The sequence below is a fragment of the Methylobacterium sp. E-016 genome (assembly GCF_022829745.1).
In the GTDB taxonomy this organism is placed as follows: Bacteria; Pseudomonadota; Alphaproteobacteria; order Rhizobiales; family Beijerinckiaceae; genus Methylobacterium.
This window is the reverse complement of sequence record NZ_JAKSYF010000040.1, coordinates 43964-55975: the sequence shown is the minus strand read 5'-3', so window position 1 is coordinate 55975 and position 12012 is coordinate 43964. Positions and strand designations below refer to the sequence as shown.

The window sequence follows — 12012 nt, the reverse complement described above, 5'->3', positions numbered from 1 at the left end:
TCGCGGTAACCAAGAATAACGCCTCAGTCCTGACGCAATTGGCCGTTGACCGCAAGGACCTTGTTGTCGATCCGCTCGGAGTTCCATCACTTTCTCGTCGTCGTGAAACCCAGGCTTGCAGAGCGCGCCGTGTTAGGGAAGCGCAAAGGCCGGGCGCGTATGAAGGGGGACAGGCTCCCGCATCCGCCGGGGCCCGCGTGCCGCCCCCTCGATGATCGCGACCCCGACCTTCCCGGACTTCTCCGCCCTCGTGGTCGACGAGAGCCTCTACATCCGTCGAATCGTGCGCGACATGCTGATGCGCGTCGGCATCAAGCGGGTGCTGGAGGCGCCGGACGGGGCCGAGGCGCTCGGCGTGCTCGCCGAGAGCAAGCCCGACCTGACGATCATCGACTGGGACCTGGCGATCCTCTCGGGCGAGGAGTTCATCCGGCTGGCGCGCACGCCCTCGACCTCGCCCTGCCCGACGATTCCCATCATCCTGATGCTCGCCCAGCCGCGTCGGAACGTCGTCGACCGCGCGATCACCCTCGGCGTCAACGAGATCATCGCGAAACCGTTTTCGCCCAAGACGTTGTGGTCGCGCCTCGACGAGGTGATCAACCGGCCGCGACCCTACTCCCAGGTGAAGAGCCTGCTGCGGCCGACCTCCCGCGCCGCCAGCCTCGCCAAGGCGATGGCCTGACGCGACCGCGTGATCGCGCATCGCATCCGATGTCTCGGCGGCCGGGTCTCGGCGTCGGGCGAATGGTTTTCGATCCTCGTCGCGGGTTGCGGTCGCGCCGACGGCCGTGGATGCAGTCCCGGCATTCGTGAACGGGACGTTGCAGTTCGCCGCCGAGCGAGTAGGGTCGAGCGTGAATGATGGCCGGGCGGTTCGCCGGGGCCAGGGATGGGAAAGCGCGGCGACGCCGATGAGGGACGAGAGTGGCGCGACCGCGCCGGCCCGCCCCCAGGGCGCGCCACCGGCAGGGGCACCCGGTTCCGCCCCCGCGGTCTCGCATCGCGACATGCGCCGCAACGCCTACGCGGCCCTGGATCTCGGCACCAACAACTGCCGCCTGCTCATCGCCGAGCCGTCCTCGCACGGCTTCCGGGTGATCGACGCGTTCTCGCGCATCGTCCGGCTCGGCGAGGGACTCGGCAGCTCCGACCGGCTCAGCGAGGCGGCGATCGAGCGGACGATCGACGCGCTGCGGATCTGCAAGGGGAAGATGCGCGCCCGCGGCGTCGGGCGGGCCAAGATCATCGCCACGGAGGCCTGCCGGCTCGCCGTGAACGGTGCCGAGTTCGTCGCGCGCGTGCGGGCCGAGGTGGGCCTCGATCTCGAGATCGTCGACCGGCAGACCGAAGCCTATCTCGCCGTCACCGGCTGCGCCGCGCTCGCCGACCCGCAAGCCGAATCGGTGGTGATCTTCGACATCGGCGGCGGCTCGACCGAGATCGCCTGGCTCGACGGCTCGGCCGCCAACCCCTCGACCGATCCGACCCTGCGCATCCGCGCCTGGGATTCGCTGCCGGTCGGCGTCGTCACCCTGGCCGAGCGCCACGGCGGCTCCGAGGTGACGCGGATGATGTTCGAGGGCATGGTCGAGGAGGTGGCCGAGATGCTGGGCCCCTTCGCGATCCGCGCGGCGGCCGCGGCGACGGCGCCCGGCTTCCACCTGCTCGGAACCTCCGGCACCGTCACCACCATCGCGGCGATGCACCTGCGCCTCGTGCGCTACGAGCGCCGCCGGGTCGACGGGCTGTGGATGAGCGACGCCGAGGTCGCCGGTGCGATCGACGACCTGCTCGACACGCGGCTCGACCAGCGGGCGGAGAACCCGTGCATCGGCCGCGACCGCGCCGACTTGGTCCTCGCCGGCTGCGCGATCCTGGAGGCGATCCGCCGTGCCTTCCCGGCCGAGCGCCTGCGCATCGCCGATCGCGGCCTGCGCGAAGGATTGTTGATGAACATGATGCGGGAAGACGGCGTGTGGCGCCGCGGGGGCTACCGGTGACCGACAGGCGTGGCGGAGCGGGCGCGACGGGCGGAGTCCGCGGCGATCTCAAGCAGCGGGTGAAGACCGGGCGCGGGCGCACCCATTCGCAGAAGAGCTGGCTCGAGCGCCAGCTCAACGATCCCTACGTCCAGCGGGCCAAGCGCGAAGGATACCGCTCGCGGGCGGCCTTCAAGCTGATGGAGATCGACGAGCGCTTCAAGCTGCTGAAGCCCGGCCAGCGCATCGTCGATCTCGGCGCCGCCCCCGGCGGCTGGTCGCAGGTCGCGGCGAAGATCGTCGGCGAGACCGGCCGCATCGTCGGAATCGACCTGCTCGAGATCGAGCCGATGCCGGGCGTCGAGTTCATCACCCTCGACTTCCTCGACCCCGAGGCGCCGAGGCGCCTCACCGGCCTGCTCGGCGGCCCGGCCGACCTCGTGCTGTCCGACATGGCCGCCAACGCCACCGGCCACAAGAAGACCGATCACCTGCGCATCATCGGGCTCGCCGAGACCGCGGCCGAGTTCGCCCGGGAGGTTCTGGCGCCCGGCGGCGCCTACCTCGCCAAGGTGCTGCAGGGCGGCACCGAGACCGCTTTGCTCACCGACCTCAAGCGCGACTTCTCCCTCGTGCGGCACGTCAAGCCGAATGCCAGCCGCGCCGATTCGAGCGAGCTCTACGTGCTGGCGACCGGCTATCGCGGGCCGACGCCGGCCCTTGCCCTCGCCGAGGCGGACGGGGACTGATTAGCGGCGCTGCGCCTGCTGCGCGCACGGGTGGTTTGGCTCGAAACGCCGGTGCCGTGGCACCCATGCCGGCTCGGTGACCTGCCGCGAGAGCCTATCGCTCGACGCCCGCTGTCACTGCCGGGAGGCCTGGATCTCACGTCTCTCCGGCCCGTTCTCTGCGTCCGAGCGTATCCCGACCGGGTGAAGGCCGGATCGGCCCTTCGGGGACCGACCTTCGGATACGAAAAAGGCCGCCCCGGAGATCCGGGGCGGCCTGTCTCGCGGGAATGATGGCGTCTACTCGACCGAGGAGGCGCCGTCCGGTGCCTTGGTCTCCGGCGAACCTTCGGCCTCGGTCCCCTCGAAGCGCGGGCGCCGCCGGCGACGGACCTTCGGAGCCGGCGCGTCCTCGCTTTCGGCCGTGGGCGGGCTCGGCGCCTGCGCCTCCGCCACGGGCGCTTCGGCGGCCGGCGGCAGGCGGGGCGGCGTCATCAGGAAGGCCGGGAGGCCGGCCGCATCCTCGGCGACGGGCCGCGGCTCCTCGCGGCGACGCTCGCGCCGGGCCGGAGCCTCGGCCCGGGCCGGCGCTTCCGCACGCACCGGCGCCTCGGCGCGGGCCGGCATCTCGGTCCGGGCCTCCTGGCGCGGCTCGCGGCGCGGCTGCTCCGTGCGTCCGTTCTCGTAACGGTTCTCGCGGGGCGCTTCGGCGCGCGGCTGCTCCTGACGAGACGGATCCTGGCGCGAAAGGTCCTGGCGCGGAAACTCGTCCCGCGGCTGATCGCGACGGTTGAACTCGGCGCGGTTGTCCTGCCGATTGTCCTGGCGCGGATACTCCTGACGCCCGTTCTCCTGCCGTCCATTCTCCTGCCGCCCGCTGTCCTGGCGGTTGAAGGTCTGCCGGGGCGCGTCCTGGCGATCGTAATCGGCGCGCTGGCCGTGCTCCTGGCGGCCCTGATCCTGCCGGCCGCCGTCCTGGCGGTTGCCGTCGGGACGCTGGTTGTCGAAGCGGGCGCCGTTGTCGAAGCGCGGCCGGTCGTTGCGGTTGTTCTGGAACCGGTCGCGGCGCTCCTGGCGGTCGCCGCGGTTCTGGTTCTGGCCGAACCTGTCCTGCTGATTGCGATCCTGGCCGCGATCCTGGCGCCCGTCCTGCTGGCCGCCCTCGCCGCGGTTGTCGTAGGGCTGCGGCTGTTGGCCCGGATCGCCGTATTCGGGTGCGTAGCCGGCATAGCCCTGGCCGTTGGCCTCGCCGCCCTGCTCGTCGTCGCCGTCCTCCATGTCGTCGTCGTACGACCGCGAGGCGTAGCCGGCGCCGGCCTGCGGGCGGCCCTGCTCCTGCGCGCCGGAGATGATCCGGAAATAGTGCTCGCCGTGCTGGAAGTAGTTCTCCGCCGCTACCGGGTCGCCCGCCGCCTGCGCGTCCCGCGCGAGCTGAGCGTACTTGTCGGCGATGTGCTGGGCGGTGCCGCGGACTTTGACGTCGGGTCCGTTGGATTCGTAGGACCGGGTCAGCGGGTTCGGGCCCTTCGGCCGGTTCCGGCCGCGCACCCGTCGGTTCTGGTTTGGTCTCATCGGTCTCAGATGACCCTCGTTACTGCGAAAGGCGCGTCTGGTCGGGGGGAAGGCTGGGGGCCGGGCTCCCGAGGCGCCGCAGTGCGGGTCCTCGCCGGCGCCCGCGGACGGATCATCGGAATTGATCCACGACCCGCTCGCCTACCAGCCGTCTGTCCCGATCCCTCGGGGCCTACGCTTGCGTCCAAGACGCCCGTCGATTGTCAGGTTCGAAAACCGCCGCGCCGCTGCTCGAACCCGAGCCTGCGTCTGATCGACGGTGGAGCGATCGGCCGCCACCCCGCAAAGGATGCGCTATACCGAACCTACGGCTTTCCGTCTTAACGGATCGTCCGCGAACCGCAAGTCGAGACGGGGGATCCAGCGCGAAGTTGATGGGGATTCCGGCGAATTTTGCGTGATCGGTGCCATAAATCCCCTATGCGGGCGCCTTGTCGGGCCGACCGACGAACGACGCGACCCGCGTATGCCCGGCGAGATCGCGCGTGATGCCGGTCTGTCGAAGGCCCGCCTTCCGGCCCAGCTCCGTCACGGCGTCCGCCTGATCGTAGCCGATCTCGAGGTGGAGCGAGCCGCCCGGCGCGAGCAACCCGCCTGCCGTCGCATCGACGATCCGTCGATAGGCCGCAAGCCCGTCGCCGCCGCCGTCGAGCGCGGCCATCGGATCGTGCTCGCGCACCTCGCGATCGAGGCCGGCGATCACGGCGCTGGCGATGTAGGGCGGGTTCGAGACCACCCGGTCGAACCGGCCCACGAGCGCATCGCACCAATCGCCGGCGACGAACAGGGTGCGATGGGCGACGCCGTTGTCGAGCGCGTTCGCGCGCGCCGTGCGCAGGGCATTCCAGGAGCGATCGAGGCCGATGCCGGTCGCGTTCGGCAGCGCGCTCAGCAGCGCGACCAGGATGCAGCCGCTGCCGGTGCCGAGGTCGAGGATGCGGAGCGGTACCGCCGGGTCCGAAACCGTTTCCAGCGTGGCGTCGACCAACGTTTCGGTGTCGGGCCGCGGCACCAGCGTTTCCGGGGACAGCCGGAACGGCAGGCCCCAGAACTCCCACGTTCCGAGGATGCGGGCCACCGGTTCTCCGGCAACGCGCCGGCGCGCGGCGGCCTCCAACCTGTCCGCGCCCTCCGACCCGAGGGCTCGGCCGCCGTGCAGCGCGAGGTCGACGGCGCGGAGATCGAGCACGCCGAGCATCAGGAAGCGGGCATCGCCCTCGGGTATGCCTTCCGCGGCGAAGCATTCGGCGAGGCGCCGCAGGGCAAGGCTGCGCGTATGATCCGGGCGGACGATGCGCGCGTCGGCCAGTCCGCTCACGCCATGCCTTCCGCGGCGAGCAGCTCGGCCTGATGCTCCGTCACGAGCGCGTCGACCAGCTCGTCGAGGGCGGTGCCGGCGAGCATCTCCTCCAGCTTGTACAGGGTGAGGTTGATTCGGTGGTCGGTCACCCGGCCCTGCGGGAAGTTGTAGGTTCGGATGCGCTCCGAGCGGTCGCCGGTGCCGACCTGCGACTTGCGGTCGGCGGCGCGGACCACATCCTTGGCCGAGCGCTCGGCATCGTAGAGCTTGGCCCGCAGCAGCGACATCGCGCGGGCGCGGTTCTTGTGCTGGGAGCGCTCCTCCTGGACGAAGATCACGATCCCCGATGGCAGGTGGGTGATGCGGATCGCCGATTCGGTCTTGTTGACGTGCTGGCCGCCGGCCCCCTGCGAGCGCATGGTGTCGATCTTCAGGTCGGCGTCGTTGACGACGATGTCGACCTCCTCGGCCTCGGGCAGGACCGCGACGGTGGCGGCGGAGGTGTGGATCCGCCCCTGCGCCTCGGTGTCGGGCACGCGCTGGACCCGGTGGGCGCCGCTCTCGAACTTCAGGCGGGCGAACACGCCGCGGCCCTTCACCTCCGCCACGACCTCGCGATAGCCGCCGACGGTGCCCTCGCTCTCGGAGATGACCTCGACCTTCCAGCCCTTGGTGTCGGCGTACTTGGCGTACATCCGGAACAGGTCGCCGGCGAACAGCGCGGCTTCGTCGCCACCGGTGCCGGCGCGGATTTCGAGGATCGCGCTCTTCTCGTCGGCCGCGTCCTTGGGCAGCAGCATCAGCTGCAGGTCGCGGTGCGCCTTGATCAGCGCGTCCTCGGCGTCGGGCTTCTCGGCGGCGGCGAGCGCACGCATCTCGGGGTCGCCGCCGGGCTCGTCGATCAGCGCCTCGACCTCGGCCAGGTTGGCGGCGGCGGCGCGATAGGCGTGGATGCCGGCGACGACGGGATCGAGATCCGACAGCTCGCGGGAGAGCTGGACGATGCTCTCCGAGCTCGCATCGCCGGCGGCGAGGGTGCCGGTGACGATGTCGTGGCGCACGAGGATGGCGTCGAGGCGGTCGGGGGGAAAGGGGATCATCGACCGGGGTCTACTCTGGGACGCTGACGGAAACGAGCCCGGTTTTCACGCTGGGCGGGGTCAGACCGGGATGCCGTGGGCCTTGGCGAAGGCGGCGAGCGCCGGGCGGATAGAGGCGCCGTCATGGGCGCGGGCCATCTCGGCGTCGATCACGTCGGCGATCGCCCGCGCGTCGAGGCTCAGCACCATCGCCTTGATCGGGCCGATCGAGGCGGGCGACATCGAGAGGTCGCGGAAGCCCATGCCGATCAGCGCCATCGCTTCGAGCGGCCGTCCGCCGATCTCGCCGCACACCGTCACCGGGCATCCGGCCGCGTTCGCGCGCTCGGCGATCAACCGGAAGGCGCGGATCGCCGCGGCGCAGAGCGGATCGAACCGGTCCGCGACGCGGCGGTTCTCGCGGTCGACCGCGAACAGGAACTGCATCAGGTCGTTCGAGCCGACCGACAGGAAGTCGGCCACCTGCGCGATCTCGTCGATCTGGAACAAGAGCGAGGGCACCTCGACCATCGCGCCGAGGCGGCAATCGCTCGGCAGCGGATGGCCGTGGCGGCGCAGATGCGCCTTCTCGCGATCGACGATCGCCTTGGCCCGGACGAACTCGTCGACCGTGGCAACCATCGGGAACATGATCTTGAGCGGGCGCCCGGCCGCCGCCCTCAGCAGCGCGCGCAGCTGCACACGAAGCAGCGCCGGCCGGTCGAGGCCGATCCGGATCGCGCGCCAGCCCAGCGCCGGGTTCTCCTCCTCGAGCTTGGGCATGTATGGCAGGATCTTGTCGCCGCCGATGTCGAGCGTCCGGATCGTCACCGGCCGGTCGCCGGTGGCGGCGAACACCGCCTCGTACAGCGCCTGCTGCTCGGCCGCCGAGGGCATCCGCTGCGCCACCATGAACTGCAGCTCGGTGCGGAACAGGCCGATGCCCTCCGCGCCGGTCTCGTTGAGGTGGCCGAGGTCGACGAGCAGGCCGGCATTGAGATGCAGGCCGATGCGGATGCCGTCCCGGGTGGTCGCGGGGACGTCGCGCAGCGCCCGGTACTGCTCCTGCCGCTTGGCGCGCAGGCGCACCATCTCGGCATAGGCCGCCTCGATCTCCGGCCCGGGGCGGACCTGGACCTCGCCGGAGACGCCGTCGACGATGATCGCGTCACCCGAATCGCACAGCGCCGTCGCGTTCTCGACCTCGCCGACGGCAGGGATGCCGAGCGCCCGCGCGACGATCGCGATGTGGCTCGTCGGGCCGCCCTCCTCCAGCACGACGCCGCGCAGGCGCGACGGGTCGTAGTCGAGCAGAGCCGCCGGGCCCATCGAGCGGGCGACCAGGATCGCGTTGTCGGGCAGGTAGGCGCCCGCGCCCGCGCCCTCCTGCCCGGTCAAGCGGCGCAGCAGGCGGTTGGCGAGGTCGTCGAGGTCGTGCAGGCGATCGCGCAGGTACGGGTCGCTCTGGCGCATCATCCGGGCGCGGTTGTCCGACTGGACGCGCTCGACCGCCGCCTCCGCGGTCAAGCCCGAAACCACCGCCTCGCGCATCCGGCGCAGCCAGCCCTTGTCGTGGGCGAACATGCGCACCGTTTCCAGCACCTCGCGCGATTCGCCGGTGCCGATCTTGTCGCCGCGCTCGACCAGGTCGTCGATCGCCGAGCGCACCGCCTCGATCGCGGCCTCGAGCCGGGCGATCTCGGCCTCGACGTTCTCGGCGATCAGCGTCTTCACGACGATGCGCGGCTCGTGCAGCACCACGTGGCCGAGGCCGATGCCGTCGGCGAGCACGACGCCGCGGGCGTTGACGGCGCGGCGCGCCGCGGTGCCGGCGTCGGGAGCCAGCCCCTGCAGCTCGCCAGACGCGATCATCTCCGAGAGCACCATCGCGGTGGTCTGGAGCGCCTCGATCTCCTCGTCGGAATAGACGCGGTAGGTCTTGTTCTGGACGGTGAGCACGCCGAGCGTGTTGCCGGCCCGAAGCAGCGGCACGCCGAGGAAGGCGTGATACGCCTCCTCGCCCGTCTCCGGGCGGTAGGAGAAGGCCGGGTGGGTCTGCGCGTCGGAAAGCGACAGCGGCTCGGCCGTCTGCGCGATCAGGCCGACGAGGCCCTCGTCGGCGCGCATCCGGGTCAGGTGGACCGCCTCGCGGTTCAGGCCCTCGGTGGCGAACAGCTCGAGCGTGTTGTCGTCGCGCAGGACGTAGACCGAGCACACCTCGGCGATGACGTTGGCGGCGATGACCACGACGATGCGGTCCAGGCGCGCCTGGGGGCTGACCGGCTCCGCCATGGCTTCGCGGAGGCGGCGCAGCAGCAGGCGCGGGCCTCCGGGCGCAGCGGGCATCGTCTGGTCAATCCCCTGTCAGCGCGACGCCGGGTGTCGGCGCCGGGCAATCTCAGGTCGCACCCGTCGGACGGGCCTGCAAGCCTCAGGCCTGATCCAGGCCGTATAGCGAGTGGAGCGTGCGGACGGCAAGCTCGGTATAGGCCGCGTCGATCAGGACGGAGAACTTGATCTCGGAGGTGGTGATCGCCCGGATGTTGATGCCCTTGTCGGCCAGCGCCCGGAACGCCTTGGCCGCGACGCCGGCATGGCTGCGCATCCCGACGCCGATCGCCGAAACCTTCACTACGTCGGTGGCGCCCTCGATCTGCGCGAACCCGATCGTGTCGTGTGCCCGGTCGAGCACCGTGCGCGCCCGGTCGTAGTCGGCGACCGGCACCGTGAAGGTCATGTCGGTGGTCGACTGGTCGCCCGACACCGTCTGGATGATCATGTCGACGTTGATGTTGGCGTCGGCCAGCGGCCCGAAAATCGCGGCGGCGACGCCGGGGCTGTCCTTGACGCGGCGAAGCGTGATCTGCGCCTCGTCCCGCGCGAAGGCGATCCCGGTGATGATCTGCTGTTCCACGTCTGTGTCCTCGTCGCAGATGAGGGTGCCGGGGCGCGCGGCGTCCGGCGGATCGAAGGAGGAGCGGACCGTGGTCGGCACCCGGTGCACCATGGCGAGCTCGACGGAGCGGACCTGCAGCACCTTGGCGCCGAGCGAGGCCATCTCCAGCATCTCCTCGAAGGTGACGCGCTCCATGCGCCGCGCCTTCGGCACGACGCGCGGGTCGGTGGTGTAGACCCCGTCCACGTCGGTGTAGATGTCGCAGCGCTCGGCGCCGATGGCGGCGGCGACGGCCACCGCGCTGGTATCCGACCCGCCGCGGCCCAACGTCGTGATCCGGCCGGTCTCGGCATGGATGCCCTGGAAGCCGGCGATCACCGCGACCTCGCCGCGCTTGAACCCTGCGTCGAGCCGGGTGCCGTCGATCTCCTCGATGCGGGCCGAGCCGTGCGCGTCGGATGTCAGGATCGGCACCTGCCAGCCCTGCCAGGAGCGGGCCGGGATCCCGGCCTTGCGCAGCGCGATCGCCAGGAGGCCCGAGGTCACCTGCTCGCCTGAGGCGACCACGGAATCGTACTCGGCGGCCTCGTATTCGGGGTCGGCGTCCTTGACCCAGCCGACGAGCTCGTTGGTCTTGCCCGACATCGCCGAGACCACGACCGCGACCTCGTAGCCGGCCGCGACCTCGCGGCCGACGTGGGCGGCCACGTTGCGGATGCGCTCGACGTTGGCGACCGAGGTGCCGCCGAATTTCATCACCAGACGGGGCATGCAGCGTCCGCGTTTCTCAAACTTCGTCGAACGACCGATCCGGGCTCAGATGTCCGGGCGTGTTCGGCGGCCTCCAACGATTCGCGAACGGCCGCGCCGCCGGCTGTACCGGACCGGCGTCCGGCGGGTACAAGCGGGGTCGGGGGCTGTCAACACGCCGCCAAGCTCCACTTACCCGGAATGCAGGGTCGGCCGCGCCCGCTCGGCCGGTCGCCCGTGCGCGGTCGGCGCGGGACTGCGACCACCGAGCGCGCGCCGTCCCCGAATGGAAAGAGATCGGATGACCATCGACGAGACCGCCGCCGGGATCGAGGCGGGTGCGAGCAGCAGCGCGGGCCTCGGCTTCGTCGACCCCGGCGAGGTCGCCCGGTTCGATGCGCTCGCCGCGACGTGGTGGGATCCGCGCGGTCCGATGCGGGTGCTGCACCGCTTCAATCCCGTCCGCCTCGCCTACATCCGCGACGCGGTCTGCCGTCATCACGGGCGGTCGGTCGAGACGCCGTTCGCGCTGCAGGGCCTGTCGATCGTCGATGTCGGCTGCGGCGGCGGCGTGCTGTCGGAGCCGCTCGCGCGCCTGGGCGCCGACGTCACCGGCCTCGACCCGGCGGCGCAGAACATCGCCGCCGCGCGACGCCACGCGGAGGCCGAAGGCGTGCCCGTCGACTATCGCGCCGAGACCATCGAGTCTGTGGTCGCCGCCGGCGAGACCTTCGACGTGGTGCTGATCATGGAGGTGATCGAGCACGTGACCGACATGCCGGCCTTCGTCCGCACGGCGGCGTCTGCGGTGAAGCCCGGCGGCCTGCTCTTCGCCGCGACGCTCAACCGGACGATGCGCTCCTTCGCGCTCGCCATCGTCGGCGCCGAGTACGTCCTCGGCTGGCTCCCCAAGGGCACCCACGACTGGGAGAAGTTCGTGACGCCATCCGAGCTGTCGGCGGCGCTCGGCGGCGGCGGCCTGTCGGTCACCGACACCACGGGCGTCGTCTACAATCCGCTCACCGACGGCTGGCGGCTGGGCCGCGATACGGCGGTGAACTACATGCTGGCGGCCGTGCGCCCGGCCTAGGATGCCGGGCGCTGTTCGACCGGCGTCAGAAACGAAGGAGACCCGATGCTCGAGAAGATCCCCGCAGCGGTCGGTCAGACCTTGTCCGGCCTCAAGGCCGGCCTCGAGAAGACCGTCTTCCACGCCGATTTCGCCGATGCCCCGGAGACGATCGCGCTGACGAGCCCGGCCTTCGCCGACGGCGCCGGCATGCCGGTCCGCTTCACCGCGGATGGCGACGGGACGTCGCCGCCGCTCGCCTGGAGCGGCCTTTCCGCGGGCACGGCGAGCGTCGCGATCCTCGCCGAGGATGCCGGCAGCCCGACGCCGCAGCCGCTGGTGCACCTCATCGTCTGGAACCTCGCGCCGGACGTTTCGGATCTGGCCGAGGGGGCGGCCTCCGCGAACGCGCGCGTCGATCTCGGCAAGAACAGTTTCCTCAAGGACGGCTGGCTTCCGCCCGACCCGCCCACCGGCCACGGCCCGCACCGCTACCTGTTCCAGGTCTACGCCCTCGACCGCCTCCTCGACCTGCCGGCCTCGCCGGGCCGCGGCGCCCTGGTCGATGCGATGCGCGGCCACGTCCTGGCCAAGGGATCGCTGGCGGGAACCTACGAGCGGCGCTGAGGCGATCGG

10 protein-coding genes are annotated in these 12012 nt (G+C 71.2%); 5 read left to right on the top strand and 5 right to left on the bottom strand.

Annotated elements, in window-relative coordinates; translation table 11 throughout:
- The first annotated feature begins 211 nt into the window (after nt 1-211).
- From MKK68_RS02760 to MKK68_RS02750, 3 genes are all read left to right on the top strand, one after another.
- Nucleotides 212-685: a response regulator gene (locus tag MKK68_RS02760; RefSeq protein ID WP_147729085.1), complete on the top strand. Its 474-nt coding sequence runs from the start codon at nt 212-214 to the stop codon at nt 683-685.
- Between the two features lie 229 nt (nt 686-914).
- Nucleotides 915-2003, top strand: a complete 1089-nt coding sequence (locus MKK68_RS02755; RefSeq protein ID WP_147844394.1) for a Ppx/GppA phosphatase family protein — start codon at nt 915-917, stop codon at nt 2001-2003.
- Nucleotides 2000-2731, top strand: a complete 732-nt coding sequence (locus tag MKK68_RS02750; protein ID WP_147844395.1) for an RlmE family RNA methyltransferase — start codon at nt 2000-2002, stop codon at nt 2729-2731. The genes MKK68_RS02755 and MKK68_RS02750 overlap by 4 nt, the downstream gene beginning before the upstream one ends.
- Nucleotides 2732-3010: 279 nt before the next feature.
- Here MKK68_RS02750 and MKK68_RS02745 read toward each other — a convergent pair whose 3' ends face one another.
- The 5 genes from MKK68_RS02745 to MKK68_RS02725 form a co-directional block, all read right to left on the bottom strand.
- Nucleotides 3011-4258 (bottom strand): DUF4167 domain-containing protein, encoded by a 1248-nt coding sequence (locus MKK68_RS02745; protein WP_244028651.1) that lies wholly within the window; start codon nt 4256-4258, stop codon nt 3011-3013.
- Nucleotides 4259-4700: 442 nt separating this feature from the next.
- On the bottom strand, nt 4701-5600 hold the full coding sequence (prmC, locus tag MKK68_RS02740) for a peptide chain release factor N(5)-glutamine methyltransferase (protein WP_409567144.1): 900 nt from the start codon (nt 5598-5600) through the stop codon (nt 4701-4703).
- On the bottom strand, nt 5597-6682 hold the full coding sequence (prfA, locus tag MKK68_RS02735) for a peptide chain release factor 1 (RefSeq protein WP_244028559.1): 1086 nt from the start codon (nt 6680-6682) through the stop codon (nt 5597-5599). The genes prmC and prfA overlap by 4 nt, the downstream gene beginning before the upstream one ends.
- A 60-nt stretch (nt 6683-6742) precedes the next feature.
- A complete protein-coding gene (gene ptsP, locus MKK68_RS02730) occupies nt 6743-9007 on the bottom strand; it encodes a phosphoenolpyruvate--protein phosphotransferase (protein WP_243987169.1) in 2265 nt (754 codons plus the stop codon).
- A gap of 85 nt (nt 9008-9092) precedes the next feature.
- Nucleotides 9093-10328 (bottom strand): aspartate kinase, encoded by a 1236-nt coding sequence (locus MKK68_RS02725; protein ID WP_244028557.1) that lies wholly within the window; start codon nt 10326-10328, stop codon nt 9093-9095.
- Nucleotides 10329-10608: 280 nt separating this feature from the next.
- Here MKK68_RS02725 and ubiG point away from each other — a divergent pair, with 280 nt between their 5' ends.
- Both ubiG and MKK68_RS02715 read left to right on the top strand, forming a co-directional pair.
- Entirely contained in the window at nt 10609-11397 is a 789-nt protein-coding gene (ubiG, locus tag MKK68_RS02720) for a bifunctional 2-polyprenyl-6-hydroxyphenol methylase/3-demethylubiquinol 3-O-methyltransferase UbiG (RefSeq protein WP_244028555.1), read from the top strand.
- Between the two features lie 45 nt (nt 11398-11442).
- Entirely contained in the window at nt 11443-12003 is a 561-nt protein-coding gene (locus MKK68_RS02715) for a YbhB/YbcL family Raf kinase inhibitor-like protein (protein WP_244028554.1), read from the top strand.
- Nucleotides 12004-12012: the final 9 nt, after the last annotated feature.

Bases quoted from the DNA above. Each gene is read 5' to 3' on its own strand.
- prfA (WP_244028559.1), bottom strand. From the start codon at position 6,682: ATGATCCCCTTTCCCCCCGACCGCCTCGACGCCATCCTCGTGCGCCAC.
- MKK68_RS02725 (WP_244028557.1), bottom strand. From the start codon at position 10,328: ATGCCCCGTCTGGTGATGAAATTCGGCGGCACCTCGGTCGCCAACGTC.
- MKK68_RS02760 (WP_147729085.1), top strand. From the start codon at position 212: ATGATCGCGACCCCGACCTTCCCGGACTTCTCCGCCCTCGTGGTCGAC.
- MKK68_RS02755 (WP_147844394.1), top strand. From the start codon at position 915: ATGAGGGACGAGAGTGGCGCGACCGCGCCGGCCCGCCCCCAGGGCGCG.
- ubiG (WP_244028555.1), top strand. From the start codon at position 10,609: ATGACCATCGACGAGACCGCCGCCGGGATCGAGGCGGGTGCGAGCAGC.
- MKK68_RS02715 (WP_244028554.1), top strand. From the start codon at position 11,443: ATGCTCGAGAAGATCCCCGCAGCGGTCGGTCAGACCTTGTCCGGCCTC.
- ptsP (WP_243987169.1), bottom strand. From the start codon at position 9,007: ATGCCCGCTGCGCCCGGAGGCCCGCGCCTGCTGCTGCGCCGCCTCCGC.